The sequence below is a fragment of the Thermotoga maritima MSB8 genome (genome assembly GCF_000008545.1).
In the GTDB taxonomy this organism is placed as follows: domain Bacteria; phylum Thermotogota; class Thermotogae; order Thermotogales; family Thermotogaceae; genus Thermotoga; species Thermotoga maritima.
The window spans coordinates 1,594,935-1,618,078 of sequence record NC_000853.1; the positions used below are offsets into that span (position 1 = coordinate 1,594,935).

Consider the following 23,144-nt stretch of genomic DNA (forward strand, 5'->3'; position numbering starts at 1 on the left):
AAGGGTGAGCTTTTCGCTCACCCTCGCTTATGTGTGTCGTTGATCAATCTTCGTAACCCTCTCCTATCTCGTATCTTGTGAACCTTGAAACTCTTATGTTTTCACCTGTTTTCGCTATCAGTTCGTTTATGAGATCTTTCACCTTTTTTGTATCGTCGAATATGTAAGTCTGTTCGTAGAGACACGCCTGTTCGAAGAATTTCTCGAGCTTTCCTTCCACGATCTTTTCCACGATGTTTTCAGGTTTATCCTTGATCTGAGCTCTGTAGATTTCTTTCTCTTTTTCTATGACTTCTGCCGGAACGTCCTCTCTTCTGACGTACAGAGGTTTCATTGCAGCAACCTGTTTTGCGAGGTTGTAAGCGAGTTCTTTGAACTCATCGGTTCTGGCCACGAAGTCCGTTTCACAGTTCATCTCGAGCAGAACACCTATTCTTCCGTTGAAGTGAACGTATGCAACGATGATTCCTTCTTTGGTAGTTCTTCCAGCTTTCTTTTCAGCTGTTGCAGCACCCTTTTTTCTGAGAATCTCCACCGCTTTTTCCATATCACCGTTGGCTTCTTCGAGGGCTTTTTTACAATCCAGAATACCTGCACCTGTCATTTCTCTGAGCTTTTTGATTAGGTCCATGGATATTTCCATGTCACTTTCCTCCTTTCTTGGTCTTCGCCTTGATCTCGTAAGAATTTGGATCGTGCCAGCCGTAATCCAGGTTCAGTTTTACTTTGAATTCCTTCTGGAGCTTTTTTATATCTTCCCTTTTGAAGTATCCAGACATGTTCGGATGAACTTTCAATGTTACTTCCTCAAAATCTTTCAATTTTTTCAAATCTTCTCTGATTCTCTTAAGCAGAATCTTTTGAGAAAGTACTTTTCCCGTTCCCGAACACACGGGGCACCGGGTGAAAAGAAGTGTATCCAGAGGTCTTGTCGTTCTTTTTCTTGTTATTTCCAGAAGCCCAAGATTTGTGAATCCAAAGATTTCGATTCTTGTTCCGTCTCTTTTTGCAACCTCTTTGAATCGTGAAAGAAGCTTTTCATAACTCTTCGGATCTTTCTGCTTTATGAAATCTATTACCACGATTCCTCCAATGTTTCTGAGTATCAACTGACGAACGATTTCTTCGATGGCCTCCATGTTCGTTTTCAAAGCGAGTTCCTCCTGGTTTTCAGCGTCTGTGTAGCTTTCCGAGTTTACATCTATAACGGTGAGCGCTTCTGTTCGATCTATGACGATGTTTCCTCCGCTTTTCAATGGAACAGTGCGGGAGAGAAGTTTTTTCAAACGTTCGTAAACGGAAAACTTTTCAAACAGGTCACCTTCTACGTACTCGATCTCCGGTTTTTTCGGAAGATTTTGAAGATATTTCTGTAAGGTCTCAAGGAGTGATCTGTCGTTGTAAATCAATTTGTCTATCTTCGAATTCACCTTTTCTTTGATGATCTGTTCTACAGGATCTTCTTCGTATAGCAACTTCGGTTTTCTCGATCTTCTGAACTTTTGAAGTACCTGGTTCCATTTTTCTAATGCCCTTTCGAAATTCTTTATGATCTCCTCTTCGTCCACACCTTCCGCTGCTGTCCTCATTATTACACCGACACCGTATTTTTTTCTCAGAGAAAAGGCTATGGTTCTCAATCTGCGTCTTTCTGAAGCATCTTCTATCTTTCTTGAAACACCTATCACTTTTTTGAAAGGAAATATGACAACGAATCTGTCGGCTATCCCTATCTGGGGTGTTACCTGAGGTCCTTTTTTTCCCGAAGCATCCTTTTTCACCTGTACGAGTATCTTCTGGCCTTCTTTTACTTCTTGTCCTTTCAGAACAGTTTTCCTGTAGGCTTCATTAATCTCGCTGAGTTTCAAAAAGGCGTTCCTGCCCTTTCCAATTTTCACGAAGGCTGCTTCGAGTCCTGGTACAATTTTTTCGATCCTTCCAAGGTAAATTTTCCCTGCGATCGTTTCTATTTCATCGAAAAAGACCTCTTCGAGTTCACCATCGTCCATTACAGCGTAAGACAAGCTGTCCGATTGAACATTAAGGAGAAATTCTCTTATATCCTTGACACCTCCGGTTTACTCTGCCATCTCGATGAGATGAATGTCTCCGTTTTCGTCCCTGTAGAGGAGATTTATTTCGCCAGTATTGACGTTTCTGAAAACGAGGAATCGATGGTTCAACTCATCCATCTGCATAACTGCTTCATCGAGATCGAGGTTGAGAAGAGAAACTCTTTTTACAGAAGAGACCTTGTCAGATGGGGAAAATTCACCTGGCTCTTCAAGAGGAGTTTCAACGAGTGCAGAACTTCTATGAGGGTGGTTCTTCAGCCTCTCTTTCAATCTTTTCACCTGTTTTTCTAGAGCATCCGAGGCAAAATCTATCGCGGTGTAAATATCCGGGTGTCTTTCTTCTACATTGATGATGTTCCCTTTCAGATTCATATTGAACTTAACCACATATTGATTCTTACCATCTTTTTCTATTCTAACGTTGAAGGAAACGAGGTCATCATCGTAAATCACCCTGTCAATTTTATCGAGCCTTTTTTCCAGATAATTTTTGATGGCTTCGGAAATTTCTACACCCTTTCCCGTTATCCTGTACTCCATAAAAGCACCTCCCTTACAGTATGAATACACCTGCTCCGAACATCTTGGGACCAGAATGAACAGCAAGGGTGGGAGGCAATCTCACGATGTCCACCCTTTCGATGTGTTCGTCTTTCAGTTTTTCTTCTATTTCAAGAACGATCTCCTTCATTTCTTCCCCGGCATAAACAAGTCCCAGCATTTTTCTTCCGTCTATTTTCAGGTCCTGAACAATTTTCTCTACAACATTCTTTAAACCACGTTTTTTCGCTACCACTCTGAGTTCTCCATCTTCAATGCTCAGAATGGGATGTATCTTTATGAGATTCCCGAGCATTCCTGTTATCGCTTTTACCCTTCCACTCTTCATGAGATAATCGAATTCCAGCACTGAGAAGCGGATCTTTATTCTTTCGTTTGCTTCCTGAACAACTCTTTCAAGATCCTCTCTGCCGTCTTTCACCGATTCCATCAACTTTAGAAGAACATATCCTGCACCTATTGAAACTTGTCTGGTGTCAATAACCCTGAATGTCACCGATGGGAACTTTTCTTTTAGACGTTCGGTTACGCTCTTCATCACGTTATAGAAAGCACTCAGCTTTGAAGAAAGGTGAACGCAGTATATACGGGTACAACCTTCAGAAATTATATCACGAAGCACCCTCTCCATTTCAAGCGGAGAGGGGACGGCTGTTCTGAAGTTTTTTGCCTTTCCAAAAAGACTGTAAAAAGTTTCTTTATCGATGTCTACGTCGTCTGTGTACTCTTTATCGTCGATGTAGACCTTTATACCGATCGTTCTTACAGGAAACGGAAGTTCCCAATTGCCAACTGTGACAGCGCTGTCTATAACGAAGACTGGAAGAATCGTCTCACCCTTTCCACTCTTTCCCTTGCTTCCATGAATCTATCAGGGGAGATGTCTTCTTCTCTTCCGGCTTCTTCCGTGATTATGATCACATCTTTTCCATCGCAGAGCAAAAAACCACCCGCAACTTTCAGATGGTATTCATCATCACCCGATTTTATTTTTACATCGCACACGGAGAGCTGGGTTACTATGGGAGCCCTCCTGGGGAGGATTCCCATGGATCCTTCCACCGTTCTGAAAGAAATGAAGTCGCTTTCTCTGTCGTACACGATCCCATAGGGTGTAACGATTTTTACCTTCACATTTTCAACTCCTCATTTCTTTTGCTCTTTCTTTAACTTCGTCGATGTTTCCGGCCATGAGAAACGCCTGTTCAGGTACATCGTCGAGTTTTCCGTCGAGAATCTCCTTGAATCCTCTAATTGTTTCTTCAATGGGTACGTATCTTCCAGGACGACCTGTGAACCTTTCTGCTACGTGGAACGGCTGGCTGAGGAACCTTTGAATTCTTCTGGCACGGTGAACCACAAGTTTGTCTTCCGGAGAGAGTTCCTCCACACCGAGTATGGCGATAATATCCTGAAGGTCCTTGTATCTCTGAAGAACTTCCTGAACACCTCTTGCCACTTCGTAATGCTCTCTTCCAACGATCGCTGGATCCAGAATTTTCGAGGAGGAGTCGAGAGGATCAACCGCCGGGTAAAGTCCAAGTTCTGCTATTCTTCGTGACAGAACCACAGTGGCATCAAGATGGGCGAAGGTGGTTGCCGGTGCCGGGTCGGTTATGTCGTCCGCAGGAACGTATATGGCCTGAACGGATGTGATGGAACCTCTCCTCGTCGAAGTGATTCTCTCCTGAAGTTCTCCCATATCGGTTGCGAGGGTGGGCTGATATCCCACAGCAGACGGCATTCTTCCGAGAAGTGCCGAGACTTCACTTCCAGCTTGGACAAACCTGAATATGTTGTCTATGAAGAGAAGAACGTCTCTTCCTTCTACGTCTCTGAAGTACTCAGCGATGGTGAGGGCGGTAAGAGCCACTCTGAACCTTGCTCCCGGGGGCTCGTTCATCTGGCCAAAAACGAGAACGGTGTTTCCAAGAACTCCGCTTTCCTGCATTTCGAGCCAGAGTTCGTTACCTTCTCTTGTTCTCTCCCCGACACCTGCGAACACTGAAAATCCCTTGTGTTCTATTGCGATGTTTCTGATGAGTTCCATAACGAGCACGGTCTTTCCAACGCCCGCTCCTCCGAAGAAACCGATCTTTCCGCCCTTTGGGAACGGAGCGAGAAGATCGATCACCTTTATACCGGTCTCGAGGATTTCTATCTCTGTGGATTGTTCCACAAGCTCAGGGGCTGGTCTGTGAATGGGCCATCTTTCTTTGGCTTTTATTTCTCCTGCTTCGTCGACAGGTTCACCTATCACGTTCAGGATCCTTCCAAGGACTTCTTTCCCCACAGGTGCTGTTATGGGAGCTCCTGTATCTACCACTTCCAGACCTTTGGTTAAACCGTCTGTTGAATCCATAGCCACCGTTCTAACAACTCCATCGCCGATGAGCTGCTCCACCTCGAGCACTACCTTCTGCCCCGTTTGGGGATTTACAACTTCGAGGGCGTTGTATATATCCGGGAGTTCCTCTTCGGGAAATTTCACGTCCACAACAGGTCCCATAATACTCACAATGAATCCTTTCGAACCCTTTGCCATGCCATATCACCTCATTTTTCTATTTCCTTCAGAGCTTCTGCTCCCGTAACGATCTCTATGAGTTCCTGGGTGATCGAAGCCTGACGCGCTTTGTTGTACGCCAGTGTCAGCTCCCTGATCACTTCCTGGGCGTTGTCTGTGGCGTTCTTCATGGCGTTCTGTCTTGCGTAGTATTCTCCTATCTTCGTCTGAAACATGAGTTCCATGAGTGTGGCCGAGAGATAGTAATGAAAGATCAGCGGAGCAATTTGCTCTAGGCGTGGTTCGTATTCGAAGTCTTCTCTCTTTTTTTCTTCCTTTTTGATGGGAAGAAGTTCGTGCACTTCTGGCCTCTGTATAAGAACGTTTTTGAATCGGCTGAAAATCACTCTGACTCTCGCGGGTTTCCCATCGAGAAAATTGAGAATATCTTCCACGATCGTAGAGCCGTTTCTAAAGTCGGGTATTTCGTAGAATCTGTCGTACATTTTCAACACTTTTCCGTCCTTGAAATGGTTTATGGCTTTGAGACCTACGAGTATGAGGTGTGGATCCCTGGATTCGGAGATCACTCTTTCTGCCTCTCTCAAGATTTCACTGTTGAAGGAACCACACAGTCCCATATCGCTTGTTATCACCACGATCAGGTCTCTGTTCCCTTCTTCAAAAAAGATCGGATCGAGAGATTCCGCTGGAACCAGCGCCCACAATCTTTTCACTTCGTCGTAGAAGGGCTTGAATTTTTGATACTCCGACTCTATTTTTCTCACCTTTGCGCGCGCTACCATCTCCATAGCGCGCGTGATCTTCATCAGTGATTGTGTTGCGTTTATCTTTCTCTTTATCTGTAGCATTCGACCTCTACTCATTGCACATCACACCCTGAAAGTGGTTTTGAATTCTTCAATGGCTTTCTTGAGTTTTTCCTCCGTTTCCGAAGTCAGTTCTTTCTTCGTCTTTATGTCGTCGAGGATATCCTGGTGCTTTTCGTGCATAAATCTGAGAAATTCCTTCTCGAATCTTCTGACTTCTTCCACCGGGAGATCATCGAGGTATCCCCTGACACCTGCGAAGAGAACGACGACCTGCTCTTCAACGGGCATAGGACTGTACTGTTCCTGTTTCAGAAGTTCCATGAGCCTCTGTCCTCTTATGATCTGGGCTCTGGTAGCTGGATCCAGTTCTGTGGCAAACTGAGCGAACGTTTCGAGTTCTCTGTACTGTGCAAGATCAATTCTCAACATACCGGCGACCTGCTTCATTGCTTTTATCTGCGCAGATCCTCCAACCCTGGAAACGGACAGACCAACGTTGATAGCAGGTCTCTGACCGGCGTAGAACAATCCGGGCTCGAGGTATATCTGACCGTCAGTGATGGATATCACGTTCGTTGGAATGTAGGCGGATATATCGTTCGCCTGAGTTTCAACGATGGGTAGAGCCGTGAGGGATCCTCCACCGAGTTTGTCGTTCAGTCTGACGGCCCTCTCAAGGAGTCTGGAGTGTAGATAGAAGATGTCCCCAGGATAAGCCTCTCTTCCCGGGGGCCTTCTCATGAGAAGTGAGAGCTGTCTGTAGGCGACGGCGTGCTTCGAAAGATCGTCATAGACCACGAGGGCATCCCTTCCGGAATATGCGAAGTACTCTCCCATGGCACAGCCCGCGTACGGTGCTATGTACTGGAGAGATGCCGGGTCGGAAGCGGAGGCCACAACCACCGTTGTGTACTCCATGGCTCCGTACTGTCTGAGTTTATCGATGATCCTTGCAATAGCGGACTTTTTCTGACCTATCGCCACGTAAATGCAGTACACACCCTGTCCTTTCTGGTTGATGATGGTGTCTATAGCGATGGCCGTTTTTCCCGTCTGCCTATCTCCTATGATCAGCTCTCTTTGGCCTCTCCCGATGGGAATCATGGAGTCGATCGCCTTTATTCCTGTCTGGAGAGGTGTATCGACGGGTTTCCTGTAGATGACACCGGGGGCTTTTATTTCTATCGGTCTGAAGTTCTTTGCGTTTATTGGGCCCTTTCCATCGAGCGGTTCTCCGAGCGGATTGACCACCCTACCGAGGAGCTCTTCTCCAACCGGTACTTCTATGATCCTTTTCAATCTTCTGACGGTGTGACCCTCTTTTATATCTTTGTATTCACCGAGTATGATGATACCAACGTTGTCCTCTTCCAGATTGAAGGCGACTCCTTTGACTCCAGTTTCGACGAATTCCACGAGCTCACTCACCATCACTTTATTCAACCCGTACGCACGGGCTATACCGTCTCCAACCTGGATGACCTTACCAGTGTCTTCGAGATCGATCTTCTCCTCGAAACTTTTTATCTTCTCTTCGAGAACCTTCGTGATTTCTCCAGGATTTATCCTCAACTCATCTCACCCCTTTTGAGGGCTTCTCGGGCGATTCTTTTCAGTCTGCCCTGAACCGTCGTGTCCAGTCTGAATCCTTCGAATTCAACGAGAGCACCCGCTATGAGAGATTCGTCGATGGAAATATCGAAAACAGGATCCTTGAGAGCGTACTTTCTGACGAACTTTCTGAGGAGAGAAAGTTCTTCATCTTCTGGGCTGTGGGCTATCGATAGATTTGCCGGAACTTTCTGCTCCGACAGGATCTTCTCGTACTCGAACAGATCCCTGATGTTTCTCAGAAGTTTCTGTCTTTTTCTCTCAAACACGAGCGTTAAAAATCGTTCCTGAAACTCATCCATTTCCTGGCCGAAACTTTTCATTATCTCTTTTATGAGAGAAATCTTCTTTTCTGGTTTCAAGATGGGATTGTCAAACAGTTCCCTGCTTGATTCGTAAATCTGGCACACAAGATCCAGGAATCTCAGGTATTCCTCTTCTTTTTCTTTTTCTATTGCAACGTTTAAAAGTGCTCTGGCGTACCTTCCCGCCACCGCAGAGAACCTCATGACTTTTCTATCTCCTCTTTGAGGATTTTGACGAGATACTCTCTTCTTGCTCTTTCATCCTGAAACACCTTTTGGAGAAGCTTGGTAGCGAGTATCACGGAGAGTTCCGCTGCTCTTTCCTGAACCTGTTCCAGAGCCTTTTTGTATTCAACTTCTATCTGTGTTTTTGCGGACTCTACGATGTTCTGCGCTTCTTTCTTTGCCTTTTCACGAGCTTCTTCAACAATCGCTTCGGCTTCTTTTCTGGCACTTTCTACGATTTCGTCTGCTCTCTGCCTTGCTTCGGAGAGAAATCTCTCGGCTTCAGATCTCATCTTTTCGGCTTCTTCCTTCAGTTGCTCAGCGCTTTTCAGGTCCTCTTCCACCTTTTTTCTTCTCTTCTCCGCCATCTCAATGAACGGTGTGTAGAGGAATTTGTTTAGAAAATACACCATGAGAACGAAGAGCATCAGCATTGCCGCTGAGGTCCAGTTTATCTCCAGAAAGCCCAAAGTTCTCCCCTCCTCACACCACGAGGAGGATCATGAAGGCTATGAGAAGAGAGTATATACCCGTTGTTTCGGCAACGGCGTCGGCAAGAAGCATCCTCGTGGTGATGGTACCGACCATTTCAGGTTGTCTCGCCATGGCGTCCATCGCGTGGGCTCCTATGTTACCTTCTCCTATTCCAGGACCGATGGCTCCTATTCCCATACATAGTCCTGCACCGAGATATTTTCCAAGAAGCGCCAGTCCCTGAGCGAGATCTCCAAGATTTTCCATCTTTGACCCCTCCTTACGAAAGTTGTGAACTGATGTATGCAACTGCGAGCATACTGAACACGAACGCCTGTACCAGACCAACGAAGATACCGAAGAATCCCCAGAAAATGATGGGAGCGAAGAAGTACTTCGTCATGTAAGAGAGGATGTAAACGAGTATTGCTCCACCTCCTATATTACCAAACAACCTCAGAGAATGGGAGATGGGTTTTGCCAGTTCGCCGATGAGGTTTATAGGGAACATAACCGGATTTGGATAGAACCAGGACTTCAGCCACTCTTTGAATCCCTTGGACTTTATGGCGAAAGCATGGCTGATGATGAGGACCATGACGGCGTAGGTGAGATTGGTGTTCAGGTCTCCTGTTGGTGCCGGCCAGGTGTCGTTGAAGAGTACTACTTTCTGAACAGCTCCAGTTTCATCGGCGACCACACTCACGCCCGGCACCGCTCCACCTATTATGTTCGAGATGGTGATGAAGAGGAAAAGTGTGGTTGCGACTACAAAAGTGGGTTTCACGAATCGCTTATCTGGGATCGATTCGTCAACGATCTCGTAAAACATCTCGAGGATCGACTCCATGAAAGCCTGCTTTCTGTTTGGAATCATTTCGAACTTTCTCAGTCTGTACGCGAGCACTATTAGAAAGATCGCTATAGCCGTTCCAACGATGATGGTCATGGGATTGATCCTGAAGCCGTTTATATCCACAATCCACCTTTTACCGAGACCACCGAAGATCTCTTCCATGGGTGTCCGTTTCAGCTGCTGGATGTTCAAGACGGCGACGAGAACGTAGAGGGAAATGAAGACAGCGAGAAATATTTTCTCTTTTTTTGAAAACGTGATCTTCAATCCGTCCACCTCCAGGCTATGAAAGAGACTATCTTCAAATTCATCAAACCAAAGAAAACTCCCAGAAGAGTTTCAAAAGACACAAGACCACCCAGAAGAAGAAGCGCCGCGCTGAAGGTGTATCTTCCCAAGTATCCAAAGACCCATCCCTTTGTGGTTCCCCTGGAAGCCATCTTTTCTATGTCGTTTTTCAAAGAAAAGAGATTCAGTACAGCTCCTGCACTTCCAAGGAGTGGGCTCCAGCTCTTTTCGAAGCCACTTATCAAGCCAAAAACGAGTGCTTCAACCATTCCCATTATCATTATCGTCACTGCCATCTTTTTCGTTAACCTTTTCACTTTTATCATACCTCTCAGTTTCTTTCAAAAGAATTTTGAAACCGTTATAGAAACCTGAAACAATTCCTAAAATTATGAAAATAAACAGTAAAATCCCATTTTTGAAGGTCCATTTGTCCAGATAATACCCGATCAAAGCACCGACAACGATGTTCGAAGCCAGAGTCGTTATGAACATAACGACTATGTTGTATTTTCCAAAGTCCCTGAAAAGATTTCTGGAAATAGGCATCACCCTCCGCTCTTCACTGAAAGATGAAGATCGAAATCCTCTTCCGAAAAGACAGAGATCGGAAGTTTCAAAATAACACCAAAACTCTTTATTTTGAGATCTCTTCCACTCACCACAGTTGGCGGGGTGATATCCACATGTTTTCCCAAGTGTTCGAGTTTCATCGCCAGCTTCCCGGCTGTCATGTTTCCAAGTTCTCCTATCGCGCTCAGAGCGAGTTCATCGAGTTGATTGTATTCCATTCCACCCATCATAGCGGAAACAACTTTCAGTGCCGTCTCCGACGAAAAAGAATAGATCAGACTGCCTTCTATTCCACCTGTTATTCCAATGACGGTTACCAGCGAGTGGGGAATCTCTATGTGTGATACGGTGCTGGGTTTTCCTGTTTTCGGCTCTATCCCCAGAACATCTCTGATGGTTTCATAAACCGATCCAATGAGGGCGTTCACGATTCTTGCATCCACAGATAACACCTCCTCACGACCATGTTTTGCCGATGGTTACATCCACTTCGAGCGGCACTGAAAGCTTTACCACATTCGTCATTCTGTCTTTCACCAGCTCGACGAGCGCGTCCTTTTCCTCATTGGGCACTTCAAAAACCAGTTCGTCGTGGACCTGTATGATCATCTTCGATCTCATTTTTCTTTCTTTCAGTTCCCTGTCTATTTCTATCATAGCCAGCTTTATTATATCCGCTGCTGTACCCTGTATGGGAGTGTTTATGGCAATTCGTTCTCCTTCAGCCTGTGTGTTCCTGTCCCGGGCCATGAGCTGTGGTATGTCTCTTTTTCTTCCAAACAGCGTTCTAACATAGCCTTTTTCTTTCGCTTCCGATACGACCCTCTGAATGTAATCGCGCACCTTTGGGTAGAGGACGAAGTAGTTGACGATCATCTTTTCTGCTTCTTTCACAGGTACTCCAAGCCTCACAGACAGACCGTAAGGTGTTACACCGTATATGATGGAAAAATTAACCATTTTACCAGCGCGGCGCATTTCTTCGGTTACTTCTTCGGGTTTCACGTTGAATATTCTGGAAGCTGTTAGAGTGTGGACGTCGATGCCCTCTTCGAATGCCCTCAAAAGATTCTCATCACCACTGAGATGGGCGAGGATCCTCAGTTCTATTTGGGAGTAGTCGGCACTGACGATCCACCAGTTTGGATCCTGAGGAACTATCGCTTTCCTGATTTCTTTTCCCTCTTCACTTTTCGTCGGGAGGTTCTGAAGATTGGGATCGCTGCTGCTAAGTCTTCCAGTGGCAGTCCCCGTTTGATTGAAAGAAGCATGAATCCTTCCGGTCTTTGGGTTGACCATCTTGGGAAGAGCGTCTATGTAGGTTGATTTCAATTTCTGTATCTTTCTGTATTCAAGAATCAGAGGAATGATTTCGTGTTCACCGGCAAGTTCCTCGAGGACTTCTATGCGTGTTGAATAGTCTCCCGTTTTCGTCGTTTTACCACGTGGTTTTATGCCGAGTTTTTCAAAAAGGATCCTTGAAACCTGCTTCGGTGAGTTTATGTTGAACGGCTCTCCAGCTATCCTGTATATTTCCTCTGCCAGTTCTTCGAGTTTTTTTCCGTACTCTTCTGAGAGTTTCTTCAGGAACTCTGTGTCCACATACACACCGTTCAGTTCCATCCGTGCAAGCACGTTCACAAGGGGCATTTCTATCTTGTAGAACACGTTTTCCAGATCTGCCTCGTGGAGTTTTAAGCTCAGGGTCTTGTAAAGTCTGTAGGTGATGTCTGCATCTTCACAGGAGTAGTTCGCTGCTTTTTCTACAGGAACATCGGCAAAACTGAAACCAAACAGCGGAAAAGAGAAGGACATGAGCTCTTGGTAAGATGTCATTTTGTATCCAAGAAATTTCAATGCGAGATCGTCCAGATTGAACTTCTTTTCGTTCGGCTCAAGAAGGTAAGCCGCTATCATCGTGTCGAAGTAAGGAGGAACAGGTTCAACACCCTTCACCATCAACACCTTGTAATCGAATTTCAAATTCTGACCAACGATCTTTGCTCCGGGGTCCTCCAGAATTTCTTTGAGCTTTTTCAGAACCTCTTTTTCGTCCAGGTTCTGGGCGTTTCTATGATGGAGTGGTATGTAGTACGCTTCCTTTGGTTTGAAAGACACAGAGATACCGACAATGTCGCAGTCGAAAGGATCGAGGGAAGACGTCTCAAGATCTATGGCGAACGAAGGGGATTCTCTCAGTTTCTCTATGAGTTTTTCAAATTCCACTAGGTCTTTCACTATTCTGTATCCAACGGGTTCGGACTCTTCGTACAGTTGAAGTTCCTTCATGATGGATGCGAATTCCAGTTCTTTCAAAAGTGGTAAGAGTTTCTCTCTGTCGTAGCCCTGGTAGCGAAGTTCTTCCCAGTTTATTTCAATGGGAACGTTTGTTTCCAGAATCGCCAGCTTTTTGCTGAGAATGGCGTTTTCTCTGTCTCGAAGCAGGGCTTTTCTCACCTTTTGAGGAAGTTCGCGAACATGATTCAGTATGTCTTCGAGGTCTTTGTACTTCTCTAGAAGCTGAACAGCAGTCTTTTCACCTATCCCAGTTACACCGGGGATGTTGTCTATTTCATCTCCGGTTAGAGCCAGAAGATCCGGGATCTGCTGGGGTTCAACACCGTATTTTTCCTTCACCTTCTGCGCATCGTAAAGTTCCAGATCGGATATCCCTTTTACGATTCGCCACACCTTGATCTTTTCGTTCACAAGCTGAAGCATGTCTTTATCTCCGGTCACTATGAATATTTCATCAAAAAGCGGAAGCCCCTTCACAGCCAGAGTGGCAATTATATCGTCCGCTTCGTATCCTTCTACCTCCAGCACTTTCATTCCAAGGGCTTCGACCAGCTTCTTTATGTACGGAAGCTGCTGAATCAGGAGATCCGGAGTCTTTGGTCTTTGAGCCTTGTAAGTCTCGAGGAGCTTGTGTCTGAAGGTGGCAGCTTTTTTGTCGAAAGCCACAGCAACGTAGTCTTTTCCGACAATGATATGGTCTTTGATGAATCTCACCAGCATCCTCGCCACACCGTATGTGGCGTTTGTGGGAATGCCGGTGGAAGTAGAAAGCGATCTATCGAGCGCATAGTACGCTCTGTAGGCCAGAGCAGTTCCATCAAAGAGAAATAGTCTCGCCATTTTTCTCCATCTCCCTCAGCTCTTCAAGGAATCCCACAGCTCTTCTCAAGTGCGGTATCACGATAGAGCCACCAACCACGAGGGCGATGTCAAGGGCTTCGAAGATCTCTTCGTCGCTCGCTCCTTCCTGAACACACCTTACAAGGTGGTACCTTATACAATCATCGCACCTGAGAACCGTGGATGCTACGAGCCCCATCAGTTCTTTGGTCTTTACATCGAGTTTCCCGGGCCTGTAAACGGCGGAGTCGAGATTGAAGAATCTCTTCGTGTTCAGAGTTCCACGGGATAACACCTTCTCGTTCAGCTCTCTTCTTGCTTCCACAAACTTTTTGTACTCCACGGCTTTTCACCTCAACTTCACGAAGAGTTCCACTTCGTCCGTGATAACCCCGTCTATTTCTCTGCGTATCTTTCTATAAATTTCCGGATCGTTCAGCGTCCAGACAAAGATCACGATTCCTTTTTTTCTGAAACTTCTCAAAACCTCTACTGCGTATTCTAATTCGAACGCCTGGTACGGTACGTGGAGCGAATAAGGACGTTCTTTTTCTACTCTCTCGACAAAGTTTTCTATACTTCCGTAGTTCTCTTCATCTATCAGATAGCCGTATTTTGTCCCCTTGAATTTCTCATCGAGCAGGTCCAGATCGAAAGAAGAGAATATCAGATTCTTTCTTTTTTTCGAAATTTCTAGAACAGCATCTGCCGCTTCTCTTTCTTTTATCTCGATGTTAATGATTTTATCATCAGAAACGTTTTCGAACACTTCTTTCAAAGTGGTTATCTTTCCATCTGTTAATTCTTTCAGCTCAGACACAGTGGCATCTCTTATCTTCACGTCCAGTCCAAACAGTCTTTTCAAATCTTCGTCGTGTGAGACAACAACTTTCCCGTCCTTCGACAGTCTCACGTCCAGTTCCACACCGTTTGCCCCCGCTTCTATCGCCTTCATAAACGCTTCGAGGGTGTTTTCAAGGTATTTCGCAGAGTACCCCCTGTGCCCCAGAACGATCACTGTTTCATCTCCTCATAGACTCTATAAACGTGCTTCACAAATTCTTCTACACCGTTTTTCCCTTCGACGATGAAAAGCCAGTTTTTTCTCCACCAGGCGACGATCTTCTTTCCGTTCGATACTGTGGAGAATTTTCCCATGTTGGGCAGGTCCAGAACACTTCTTATGGACACAAACCCGGCTCTGCCGTTCAATTTCTTCCAGATCTTCTTCGCTTCTTCGCCTTTGTAGACGTAGAGGAAAACAGGGCCATACTCCGTTTCAAAAACCGCAACTTTGCCCTTCATTTCCACGTCTCCATAACTGTCTATCTCCTTCACATCCGACAATCTGTAATCTCTGGTCTCCAGAACGAAGATGGCTGTATCCAGAGAATAGGCCTCCGGTGGTACCACTATTTTTATCAACGTGCATGAAGAAAGCATCAGGAGTACAACAACGAGAAACAAAGAACGCCTCACTTTTCATCCTCCCCTCCTATTTTGAGAAGAGCCAGGAACGCCTCCTGTGGAATGGTCACGCGCCCGATTTCCCTGAGTTTCTTTTTACCCTCCTTTTGTTTTTCGAGAAGTTTCATTTTCCTCGTCACATCTCCACCGTAACACTTTGCCAGAACGTCTTTTCTGAGGGCTTTTATGTCTGCTCTTGCTATTATCCTGCCTCCGGCTTTCGCTTGAATGGGAATCTGGAACTGGTGACGCGGGATCAGATCTTTCAGCTTTTCTACTATCTTTCGTGCCATCTGGTACGCTTTCGACCTGTGTACGATGAACGACAATGCGTCGACGGGTTCTTTGTTTACGAGTATGGTAACCTTCACCAGATCGCTTCTTCTGTACTCTTTGAACTCGTAATCCATGGAGGCATAACCTCTGCTCACCGCTTTCATTCTGTCAAAGAAGTCATAGATTATTTCGGCAAGTGGAGCGTCGAATCTGAGAATGACGCGATTTTTTCCTGCGTTCTCGGTTATTCTGAGTTCTCCTCTCTTTTCATTCTGAACGAGATTTATTATCGCTCCGATGTATTCGCTCGGTGTTATGATCGAAAGATCAACGTACGGTTCGTACGCTTCCAGTATCTCGCCTTCATCGGGAAATTTGGAAGGATCCGTGATCTCTATTTCCTCACCGTTTCTGAGCTTCACCCTGTATCTGACGTTCGGTGCGGTGAGAATGACAGCGAGATCGAACTCTCTCTCTATTCTTTCCCTCACCACTTCCATGTGGAGAGGTCCCAGAAAACCACATCGAAAGCCAAAACCCATAGCTGGGGACATCGTGGGCTCAAAGTACAGCGCAGAATCATTGAGTTTCAGCTTTTCGAGGGCTTTTCTGAGTTCTTCGTAGTATTCGGGAAGCCCTGGAAACATCCCGGCGAAGACCATCGGTTTTATCTCTCTGTATCCCGGAAGAGCTTCATCTACCGGATCGTTCGCCGATGTGATCGTGTCTCCCACCCGCGCGTCCGACACCTCTTTTATCCCTGCGATGATGTATCCCACTTCGCCCGCACTGAGTGAATCCACCGGTTCCATCTCCGGCAGAAACACTCCTACTTCCTGGACTTCGTAGACTTTTTTGTTGGAGAAAGTCATTATTTTATCACCTGGTTTCACCTGACCATCGAAGAGACGAACGTGTACGATCACACCTTTGTAATTGTCGTATTTCGCGTCGAATATAAGTGCCTTGAGTTTGCCGTTGATGTCTCCCTTCGGAGGAGGAACCCTTTTGACGATGGCTTCGAGGAGTTCTTTCACACCGGTTCCTTCCTTGGCGCTGACGAGCAAGATTTCGTTTTCGCTTACACCAAGAAGGTCCTTTATTTCAAGGGCAGTTTCCTCTATGTTTGCATTCGGAAGATCGATCTTGTTGATCACCGGAATTATCTCCAGATCATGTTCTATGGCAAGGTAGGTGTGGGCAACCGTCTGGGCTTCCACTCCCTGCGTTGCATCAACGAGCAGTATGGCACCTTCACAGGCCGCCATACTCCTTCCCACTTCGTAAGAGAAATCCACGTGTCCCGGCGTGTCTATTATGTTTATTTCATAGGTGTTTCCATCTTCTGCCGTGTACATGACCTTCACCGGCTGGGCCTTTATGGTGATTCCTCTTTCTCTCTCTATATCCATCATGTCCAGGTACTGCTCTCTCATTTTTCTTCTGTCCACCGTATTTGTGATTTCAAGAATCCTGTCCACCAGGGTTGTCTTTCCATGATCGATATGCGCTATTATGCATATATTCCTGATCAGGTCGGGTCTGTACACTCCTCGATCACCTCCGGAAAAATTAACCTCTCTTTTGAATTTTACCATTTCGTTTTTTCATAGAGAGTGTGATATACATTCATGAGGAGGTGATAACGTGAAAAGAATCGACCTGAATGGTTTCTGGAGCGTTAGGGATAACGAAGGGAGATTTTCGTTTGAAGGGACTGTGCCAGGGGTTGTCCAGGCAGATCTGGTCAGAAAAGGTCTTCTTCCACACCCGTACGTTGGGATGAACGAAGATCTCTTCAAGGAAATAGAAGACAGAGAGTGGATCTACGAGAGGGAGTTCGAGTTCAAAGAAGATGTGAAAGAGGGGGAACGTGTCGATCTCGTTTTTGAGGGCGTCGACACGCTGTCGGATGTTTATCTGAACGGTGTTTACCTTGGAAGCACCGAAGACATGTTCATCGAGTATCGCTTCGATGTCACGAACGTGTTGAAAGAAAAGAATCACCTGAAGGTGTACATAAAATCTCCCATCAGAGTTCCGAAAACTCTCGAGCAGAACTACGGGGTCCTCGGCGGTCCTGAAGATCCCATCAGAGGATACATAAGAAAAGCCCAGTATTCGTACGGATGGGACTGGGGTGCCAGAATCGTTACAAGCGGTATTTGGAAACCCGTCTACCTCGAGGTGTACAGGGCACGTCTTCAGGATTCAACGGCTTATCTGTTGGAACTTGAGGGGAAAGATGCCCTTGTGAGGGTGAACGGTTTCGTACACGGGGAAGGAAATCTCATTGTGGAAGTTTATGTAAACGGTGAAAAGATAGGGGAGTTTCCTGTTCTTGAAAAGAACGGAGAAAAGCTCTTCGATGGAGTGTTCCACCTGAAAGATGTGAAACTATGGTATCCGTGGAACGTGGGGAAACCGTACCTGTACGATTTCGTTTTCGTGTTGAAAGACTTAAACGGAGAGATCTACAGAGAAGAAAAGAAAATCGGTTTGAGAAGAGTCAGAATCGTTCAGGAGCCCGATGAAGAAGGAAAAACTTTCATATTCGAAATCAACGGTGAGAAAGTCTTCGCTAAGGGTGCTAACTGGATTCCCTCAGAAAACATCCTCACGTGGTTGAAGGAGGAAGATTACGAAAAGCTCGTCAAAATGGCAAGGAGTGCCAATATGAACATGCTCAGGGTCTGGGGAGGAGGAATCTACGAGAGAGAGATCTTCTACAGACTCTGTGATGAACTCGGTATCATGGTGTGGCAGGATTTCATGTACGCGTGTCTTGAATATCCGGATCATCTTCCGTGGTTCAGAAAACTCGCGAACGAAGAGGCAAGAAAGATTGTGAGAAAACTCAGATACCATCCCTCCATTGTTCTCTGGTGCGGAAACAACGAAAACAACTGGGGATTCGATGAATGGGGAAATATGGCCAGAAAAGTGGATGGTATCAACCTCGGAAACAGGCTCTACCTCTTCGATTTTCCTGAGATTTGTGCCGAAGAAGACCCGTCCACTCCCTATTGGCCATCCAGTCCATACGGCGGTGAAAAAGCGAACAGCGAAAAGGAAGGAGACAGGCACGTCTGGTACGTGTGGAGTGGCTGGATGAACTACGAAAACTACGAAAAAGACACCGGAAGGTTCATCAGCGAGTTTGGATTTCAGGGTGCTCCCCATCCAGAGACGATAGAGTTCTTTTCAAAACCCGAGGAAAGAGAGATATTCCATCCCGTCATGCTGAAGCACAACAAACAGGTGGAAGGACAGGAAAGATTGATCAGGTTCATATTCGGAAATTTTGGAAAGTGTAAAGATTTCGACAGTTTTGTGTATCTGTCCCAGCTCAACCAGGCGGAGGCGATCAAGTTCGGTGTTGAACACTGGCGAAGCAGGAAGTACAAAACGGCCGGCGCTCTCTTCTGGCAGTTCAACGACAGCTGGCCGGTCTTCAGCTGGTCCGCAGTCGATTACTTCAAAAGGCCCAAAGCTCTCTACTACTATGCGAGAAGATTCTTCGCTGAAGTTCTACCCGTTTTGAAGAAGAGAGACAACAAAATAGAACTGCTGGTGGTGAGCGATCTGAGGGAGACAAAAGAAGTCTCTCTCAGGCTTGCAGCCTACGAGAAGAAGGGAGAAAAGGTATTCGAAAAGACTTACAGAACGGTACTCCCAGCAGACGGTGTGAGTTTGGTTGATAGAGTAGAGCTACCCGATGATCTTTTCTTCTTCGTCGAGGCAGAAGTGGATGGGGTTAAATACAGGAACTACAGGGTTTTCAGAAAGTGGCGCGATCTGGAACTTCCAGATCCAGAGATTTCGCTCGAGGATATGGGAGAGCTCATAGAGCTGACAGCGCAGAGGCCAGCTTTTGGTGTAAAGATTCTCTCTGATGAAGTACCCGAGGATGATTTTCTGTTCCTTGAACCAGGAAGGAGCATCACGCTAAAGAAACCAGATGGAGTGAGAGGAGTGAAATCTCTGTTCGATTACCTGAGATGATGAAAAGCCCCTTCGGGGGCTTTTCATTTTACTGTTTTGTTTTTGATTTGAAGTATGAGTTGTTTTAAACGATTGGCCTTTCTGTAATCTTCGTTTTTTATTGCCTCTTTTAGCTTTCTTTCGAGGAAAGTGATTTTTCTTTCATTCTCAAAGTTTTCCTTCTCCTGATCTGACCAGAGCTTCCCGAACATTTCCTCCAGAATTCTCAAAGGTGTCTCCACAAAAATCACCATTTCTCCATCGAAGGAAAGATGCCTTTTTTTTTCCATCGAGTCCTCTGAGGGAGATGGAGTGTTTTTGAGTGGGACACTCTCTTTTAAAACATCCATCAAGCACTTTTGACAGTATGCGATCTCTTTTTCCACACCGTCGAAATCCACTTTATATGACTTTGAAGTTTCATGGCCACATCTCAAGCATTTCATGCTCTCACCTCTAAGGAATTGTAGATAGACATTGCTTTTTCTATTCCTTCGACGAGAATCACCTCAAGGGCTTCTTTCATTACTTCAAACACTTTGTTAAGTATAATCCACTCCTCGTCTGAGAATTCTCCCAGCACGAAATTTACAAGATCCATTCCTTCTGGTTTATCGCCTATTCCTACCCTTATACGTTTTATCTCCTGTGTTCCAAGCGCCTGTATAATGGATTTCATGCCGTTGTGCCCACCGTCGGAACCTTTCTTCCTGATGCGGATCTTCCCGAGTTTCAAACTCACGTCATCGTACACCACTATTATATCATCCAGACTGGCGCTGAAGAATTTCAAAACGTGGGGCATCGCCAAACCGCTGAGGTTCATATAGGTCAATGGTTTCACCAGAGCCACTTCATTTCCAGCCAGGTTAATTTTGTTCCACGCGAAATATTTTTCAGTTTTCCAGTCTTTGTTTTTCAAAAAGTCCAGAAACAGAAAACCCACGTTATGCCGGGTGAAGGCATAACGTGGGCCTGGATTCCCCAGACCAACAACAACCATGCGTTATTCCTCTTCCTCTTCCTTTCTCTTTATAACTTCAGGTTCTGCAGCTTCTTCCTCTTCTTCCGTGGCCTCTTCGATCGCCACTTCTTTCGGAACGAGTACGGAAACAACTGCCTCTTCTTCTTCGAGAAGGCACTTGACACCTTCTGGGAGTTTCAGATCTCTTGCATGAATCACGTCGCCGAGATCGAGAGAAGAAACGTCCACTTCTATTTCCTGTGGGACTTTGTCGGGATCGGTTTCAACAGGTATCTCTTCATGGAACACTTCGAGGAATCCGCCCTTTTCAACACCGACGGGTTTTCCAACAACTTTGAGAGGCACATTGATCCTCATTCTGTGGCCCTTTGTCGGTTCATAGAAGTCGAGGTGAACGACCGTTTCGGAGACTTTGTCCCTCTGAACCATCTTGAGAAACACGGTTTTTTCCGCCACCGTGTTTCCCTGATCGTCTTTGATTATCAATTGAATGGGAGTTGCTTCGGATATGGTGTGGAATATCTTCTCGAGGACCGATCTTTTGATTTTCACGGGTATAGGTTCAGTTGCTGGTCCGTACACTACCGCTGGTACTTCTCCTCTTCTTCTGAGACGCCTCGCTTCTCTTTTTCCCTTCACTTCTCTCACTCTTGCTTCCAGACTTACCATCTTTTCTCCCTCCCGTAGGTCTTCGCATTGTCATCTGAAGAGCGTGCTCACAGACAGATGTTTTCTTATTCGCATGATGGCTTCTCCTATGAGATTCGCTACCGAGATCACCTTAACCTTTTCTGGAAGATTCTCGTGATATATCGTGTCGGTTATGTATACGGTGTCTATCGAGGAATTTTCTATTCTTTCCAGAGCTCTATCGGAAAAGACACCGTGCGTTGCACAGGCTATGATCCTCTTTGCACCCGCGTTTTTCAGTGCTTCTGCACCCTTCACTATAGAGTGAGCAGTATCTATTATATCATCGAACATAATAACCACTTTATCTTCGACTTCTCCTATTATGTTGACCACTTCCGCGACGTTGTCACTTGGTCTTCTTTTATCGAGAATTGCAAGCGATGTCCCGAGTCTTTCGGCCATTCTCCTTGCCCTTCTCACACCACCAACATCTGGTGACACAACCACTGTTTCCTCAGGGACGATGTTTTCTCTTTTGAGGAGTTCCTCTGCGAAGACGGGGTAGCTCCAGAGATTGTCAACGGGAATGTCGAAGAACCCCTGTATCTGTTCCGCGTGGAGATCCACCGTCAGAACGCGGGTTGCTCCAGCCACGGTGATGAGGTTTGCAACCAGCTTGGCACTGATAGGATCCCTTCCCTTTGCCTTCCTATCCTGTCTCGCGTATCCGTAGTAGGGAATCACGACGGCGATGGTGTTGGCTGATGCCCGCTTGAACGCGTCGATCATTATGAGAAGTTCCATGAGGTTCTCGTTCACCGGAGGCGAGGTGGGCTGAATGAGAAAGATATCGTGTCCCCTCACTGTTTCGTTTATGCGGACGTTTATCTCTCCGTCGGCGAATCTTCCGACCTCACAGTCACCGAGTTGAAGGTTGAGGTAATTCGCTATCTTCTCAGCCAGAGGTCTGTTGGCGTTCCCAGAAAAAACTTTCATTTCGTTTGAGAAAGACATATCATTCCTCCTTTCTCTTTTTCAATACCCACCCTTCTTTCACAACCTGCCTCGCTCTACCCAGACCGAGGGAATACGGTGGAACGTCCTCTGTTATCACCGATCCCGCTCCTATCAGAGCTCCTTTCCCAATGCGAACGGGTGCCACCAGAGATGAGTTGCTTCCTATGAATGCTCCATCTTCAATGAAGGTGGGATTCTTTTTCTTACCATCGTAATTACAGGTGATTGTCCCTGCGCCTACGTTCACATTTTTTCCGACGAACGCGTCTCCTATGTAACTGAGGTGTTGAGCCTTGGTTCCCTCTCCAATTGTACTTTTTTTGATTTCAACGAAGTTTCCAATTTTTGAAGATTTCTTCAAAATCGTTCCTTCTCTCAGCCTCGCAAATGGACCAACGGAGACATCGTCTTCTATCACACTCTTGAAACATTCAGATCTTGTGATCTTCACGTTGTTTCCTATCTCACAGTCGACTATTCTCGTCATGGGTCCTATCTCGCAGTTTTCTCCCACACGGCTCTTGCCTTCTATGAAAGTCATGGGGTAAATAACCGTGTCCATGCCGATTTCGACGGAGTAGTGAATGTAGGTGGTGGCTGGATCTAAGATGGTAACACCGTTTTCCAAAAGCTCTTCTATTTTTCTCATTCTGAGCTGTTCCTCGAGCCAGACAAGAGTCTTTCTGGTGTTCACTCCCGTTATTTCGAGTAGATCGTCCGTTCTTACAACCCTCACTTTTTCGGCGAAATTGACCGCATCCGTGAGATAGTACTCTCCTTTCGCGTTCTCGTTCTTTATCTCCGGGAGTGCTCTTAAAAGAAAATCACCGGAGAACACGTAAAATCCGGTGTTGATTGTTGTTACACTCTTCAATTCTTCTGGCAGGTCTGTGTCCTCTATTATTCTGTATTTGTCTCCGTCTTGTATGACTCTACCGTACCCGGATGGGTCTTCGAGGTCAGCCACCAAGATGGTCACATCTGCACCTTTTCTGTGTTCTTCGATCATTCTTTTCAAGGTGTTTTCGCTTATGAGAGGAACGTCCCCGTAGAGGATCAAAACGTCATCTCCCGGTTCGATGAAGTCTTTTGCACACATCACAGCGTGTGCGGTGCCCAGCTGTTCTCCCTGAACGAAGACATCTACCCATTCCGGAAGAGCTTTTCTGACCAATTCCGCTTCAAAACCGAGGACAACACCAACTTTCTGCGCTACTTTCCCAGCTGTTTCGATCACCCACTCTATCATGGGCCTTCCAGAGAGTGGGTGTAACACTTTTGGAATCTTTGATTTCATCCTCGTACCCTTTCCCGCTGCGAGAACGAGGGCTCTCATA

26 protein-coding genes are annotated in these 23,144 nt (G+C 46.0%); 1 reads left to right on the forward strand and 25 read right to left on the reverse strand.

Going from position 1 to position 23,144, the window contains the following annotated elements; all coding sequences use genetic code 11:
- Positions 1-43 precede the first annotated feature (43 nt).
- From tsf to lepA, 20 genes are read right to left on the reverse strand one after another with little or no spacing between them, the layout of a single operon-like run.
- Positions 44-643: a translation elongation factor Ts gene (gene tsf, locus TM_RS08170; protein ID WP_004082052.1), complete on the reverse strand. Its 600-nt coding sequence runs from the start codon at positions 641-643 to the stop codon at positions 44-46.
- Between the two features lies 1 nt (position 644).
- Positions 645-2,024 (reverse strand): Rne/Rng family ribonuclease, encoded by a 1,380-nt coding sequence (locus TM_RS08175; RefSeq protein WP_012311033.1) that lies wholly within the window; start codon positions 2,022-2,024, stop codon positions 645-647.
- A gap of 54 nt (positions 2,025-2,078) precedes the next feature.
- Complete coding sequence (hpf, locus tag TM_RS08180; protein WP_004082054.1) at positions 2,079-2,615, reverse strand: ribosome hibernation-promoting factor, HPF/YfiA family; 537 nt, start codon at positions 2,613-2,615, stop codon at positions 2,079-2,081.
- A gap of 13 nt (positions 2,616-2,628) precedes the next feature.
- Positions 2,629-3,504, reverse strand: a complete 876-nt coding sequence (locus tag TM_RS08185; RefSeq protein ID WP_327084764.1) for a DegV family protein — start codon at positions 3,502-3,504, stop codon at positions 2,629-2,631.
- Positions 3,444-3,770: a F0F1 ATP synthase subunit epsilon gene (locus TM_RS08190; RefSeq protein ID WP_004082057.1), complete on the reverse strand. Its 327-nt coding sequence runs from the start codon at positions 3,768-3,770 to the stop codon at positions 3,444-3,446. The genes TM_RS08185 and TM_RS08190 overlap by 61 nt, the downstream gene beginning before the upstream one ends.
- Before the next feature lie 4 nt (positions 3,771-3,774).
- On the reverse strand, positions 3,775-5,181 hold the full coding sequence (gene atpD, locus TM_RS08195; RefSeq protein WP_004082059.1) for a F0F1 ATP synthase subunit beta: 1,407 nt from the start codon (positions 5,179-5,181) through the stop codon (positions 3,775-3,777).
- 11 nt (positions 5,182-5,192) lie between these two features.
- Positions 5,193-6,014 carry an ATP synthase F1 subunit gamma gene (gene atpG, locus TM_RS08200; protein WP_004082062.1) on the reverse strand — a complete coding sequence of 274 codons (822 nt, stop codon included), beginning with the start codon at positions 6,012-6,014 and terminating at the stop codon, positions 5,193-5,195.
- A gap of 21 nt (positions 6,015-6,035) precedes the next feature.
- Positions 6,036-7,547: a F0F1 ATP synthase subunit alpha gene (atpA, locus tag TM_RS08205; protein WP_004082064.1), complete on the reverse strand. Its 1,512-nt coding sequence runs from the start codon at positions 7,545-7,547 to the stop codon at positions 6,036-6,038.
- Entirely contained in the window at positions 7,544-8,095 is a 552-nt protein-coding gene (locus tag TM_RS08210; protein WP_004082066.1) for a F0F1 ATP synthase subunit delta, read from the reverse strand. Before TM_RS08210 ends, atpA begins: the two co-directional genes overlap by 4 nt.
- Positions 8,092-8,586, reverse strand: a complete 495-nt coding sequence (atpF, locus tag TM_RS08215) for a F0F1 ATP synthase subunit B (RefSeq protein WP_004082072.1) — start codon at positions 8,584-8,586, stop codon at positions 8,092-8,094. Before atpF ends, TM_RS08210 begins: the two co-directional genes overlap by 4 nt.
- Before the next feature lie 13 nt (positions 8,587-8,599).
- Positions 8,600-8,857 carry a F0F1 ATP synthase subunit C gene (locus TM_RS08220; RefSeq protein ID WP_004082074.1) on the reverse strand — a complete coding sequence of 86 codons (258 nt, stop codon included), beginning with the start codon at positions 8,855-8,857 and terminating at the stop codon, positions 8,600-8,602.
- A 13-nt stretch (positions 8,858-8,870) separates the two neighbouring features.
- On the reverse strand, positions 8,871-9,713 hold the full coding sequence (atpB, locus tag TM_RS08225; RefSeq protein ID WP_004082076.1) for a F0F1 ATP synthase subunit A: 843 nt from the start codon (positions 9,711-9,713) through the stop codon (positions 8,871-8,873).
- Complete coding sequence (locus TM_RS08230) at positions 9,710-10,060, reverse strand: ATP synthase subunit I (protein WP_010865371.1); 351 nt, start codon at positions 10,058-10,060, stop codon at positions 9,710-9,712. Before TM_RS08230 ends, atpB begins: the two co-directional genes overlap by 4 nt.
- The gene (locus tag TM_RS08235) at positions 9,996-10,283 is read right to left on the reverse strand and encodes an AtpZ/AtpI family protein (RefSeq protein ID WP_004082080.1); all 288 of its coding nucleotides are present in this window, start codon (positions 10,281-10,283) and stop codon (positions 9,996-9,998) included. The genes TM_RS08230 and TM_RS08235 overlap by 65 nt, the downstream gene beginning before the upstream one ends.
- On the reverse strand, positions 10,283-10,750 hold the full coding sequence (locus TM_RS08240; protein ID WP_004082082.1) for a chemotaxis protein CheX: 468 nt from the start codon (positions 10,748-10,750) through the stop codon (positions 10,283-10,285). The genes TM_RS08235 and TM_RS08240 overlap by 1 nt, the downstream gene beginning before the upstream one ends.
- A 13-nt stretch (positions 10,751-10,763) precedes the next feature.
- Positions 10,764-13,445: a DNA polymerase I gene (gene polA / locus TM_RS08245; protein ID WP_004082086.1), complete on the reverse strand. Its 2,682-nt coding sequence runs from the start codon at positions 13,443-13,445 to the stop codon at positions 10,764-10,766.
- Complete coding sequence (locus tag TM_RS08250; protein WP_004082088.1) at positions 13,423-13,788, reverse strand: carboxymuconolactone decarboxylase family protein; 366 nt, start codon at positions 13,786-13,788, stop codon at positions 13,423-13,425. Before TM_RS08250 ends, polA begins: the two co-directional genes overlap by 23 nt.
- A gap of 6 nt (positions 13,789-13,794) precedes the next feature.
- Positions 13,795-14,463 (reverse strand): glycerophosphodiester phosphodiesterase family protein, encoded by a 669-nt coding sequence (locus tag TM_RS08255; protein WP_004082090.1) that lies wholly within the window; start codon positions 14,461-14,463, stop codon positions 13,795-13,797.
- Positions 14,460-14,924 (reverse strand): DUF3242 domain-containing protein, encoded by a 465-nt coding sequence (locus tag TM_RS08260; RefSeq protein ID WP_004082092.1) that lies wholly within the window; start codon positions 14,922-14,924, stop codon positions 14,460-14,462. Before TM_RS08260 ends, TM_RS08255 begins: the two co-directional genes overlap by 4 nt.
- A complete protein-coding gene (lepA, locus tag TM_RS08265) occupies positions 14,921-16,738 on the reverse strand; it encodes a translation elongation factor 4 (RefSeq protein WP_004082094.1) in 1,818 nt (605 codons plus the stop codon). Before lepA ends, TM_RS08260 begins: the two co-directional genes overlap by 4 nt.
- Before the next feature lie 97 nt (positions 16,739-16,835).
- Between lepA and TM_RS08270 the strand changes: the two genes are divergently transcribed.
- Positions 16,836-19,193, forward strand: coding sequence for a glycoside hydrolase family 2 protein (locus TM_RS08270; protein WP_004082096.1), 2,358 nt, complete (start codon positions 16,836-16,838; stop codon positions 19,191-19,193).
- A gap of 23 nt (positions 19,194-19,216) precedes the next feature.
- On the opposite strand, the gene TM_RS08275 is transcribed toward TM_RS08270, so the two are convergent.
- The 5 genes from TM_RS08275 to glmU are packed head-to-tail and all read right to left on the reverse strand — an operon-like array spanning position 19,217 to position 23,143.
- Positions 19,217-19,618, reverse strand: a complete 402-nt coding sequence (locus TM_RS08275) for a UvrB/UvrC motif-containing protein (protein WP_004082098.1) — start codon at positions 19,616-19,618, stop codon at positions 19,217-19,219.
- On the reverse strand, positions 19,615-20,175 hold the full coding sequence (pth, locus tag TM_RS08280; RefSeq protein ID WP_004082100.1) for an aminoacyl-tRNA hydrolase: 561 nt from the start codon (positions 20,173-20,175) through the stop codon (positions 19,615-19,617). Before pth ends, TM_RS08275 begins: the two co-directional genes overlap by 4 nt.
- Before the next feature lie 3 nt (positions 20,176-20,178).
- The gene (locus TM_RS08285) at positions 20,179-20,826 is read right to left on the reverse strand and encodes a 50S ribosomal protein L25 (protein WP_004082103.1); all 648 of its coding nucleotides are present in this window, start codon (positions 20,824-20,826) and stop codon (positions 20,179-20,181) included.
- Between the two features lie 30 nt (positions 20,827-20,856).
- Positions 20,857-21,804 carry a ribose-phosphate pyrophosphokinase gene (locus TM_RS08290; protein WP_004082104.1) on the reverse strand — a complete coding sequence of 316 codons (948 nt, stop codon included), beginning with the start codon at positions 21,802-21,804 and terminating at the stop codon, positions 20,857-20,859.
- A gap of 1 nt (position 21,805) precedes the next feature.
- Positions 21,806-23,143 (reverse strand): bifunctional UDP-N-acetylglucosamine diphosphorylase/glucosamine-1-phosphate N-acetyltransferase GlmU, encoded by a 1,338-nt coding sequence (gene glmU / locus TM_RS08295; protein ID WP_004082105.1) that lies wholly within the window; start codon positions 23,141-23,143, stop codon positions 21,806-21,808.
- Position 23,144: the final 1 nt, after the last annotated feature.

Coding starts and splice junctions, on each gene's coding strand:
- TM_RS08230 (WP_010865371.1), bottom strand. CDS start 10,060: ATGATAAAAGTGAAAAGGTTAACGAAAAAGATGGCAGTGACGATAATG.
- atpD (WP_004082059.1), bottom strand. CDS start 5,181: ATGGCAAAGGGTTCGAAAGGATTCATTGTGAGTATTATGGGACCTGTT.
- hpf (WP_004082054.1), bottom strand. CDS start 2,615: ATGGAGTACAGGATAACGGGAAAGGGTGTAGAAATTTCCGAAGCCATC.
- TM_RS08210 (WP_004082066.1), bottom strand. CDS start 8,095: ATGAGGTTCTCTGCGGTGGCGGGAAGGTACGCCAGAGCACTTTTAAAC.
- polA (WP_004082086.1), bottom strand. CDS start 13,445: ATGGCGAGACTATTTCTCTTTGATGGAACTGCTCTGGCCTACAGAGCG.
- tsf (WP_004082052.1), bottom strand. CDS start 643: ATGGAAATATCCATGGACCTAATCAAAAAGCTCAGAGAAATGACAGGT.
- atpG (WP_004082062.1), bottom strand. CDS start 6,014: ATGCTACAGATAAAGAGAAAGATAAACGCAACACAATCACTGATGAAG.
- pth (WP_004082100.1), bottom strand. CDS start 20,175: ATGGTTGTTGTTGGTCTGGGGAATCCAGGCCCACGTTATGCCTTCACC.
- glmU (WP_004082105.1), bottom strand. CDS start 23,143: ATGAGAGCCCTCGTTCTCGCAGCGGGAAAGGGTACGAGGATGAAATCA.
- TM_RS08235 (WP_004082080.1), bottom strand. CDS start 10,283: ATGCCTATTTCCAGAAATCTTTTCAGGGACTTTGGAAAATACAACATA.
- TM_RS08285 (WP_004082103.1), bottom strand. CDS start 20,826: ATGGTAAGTCTGGAAGCAAGAGTGAGAGAAGTGAAGGGAAAAAGAGAA.
- TM_RS08275 (WP_004082098.1), bottom strand. CDS start 19,618: ATGAAATGCTTGAGATGTGGCCATGAAACTTCAAAGTCATATAAAGTG.
- TM_RS08290 (WP_004082104.1), bottom strand. CDS start 21,804: ATGTCTTTCTCAAACGAAATGAAAGTTTTTTCTGGGAACGCCAACAGA.
- TM_RS08220 (WP_004082074.1), bottom strand. CDS start 8,857: ATGGAAAATCTTGGAGATCTCGCTCAGGGACTGGCGCTTCTTGGAAAA.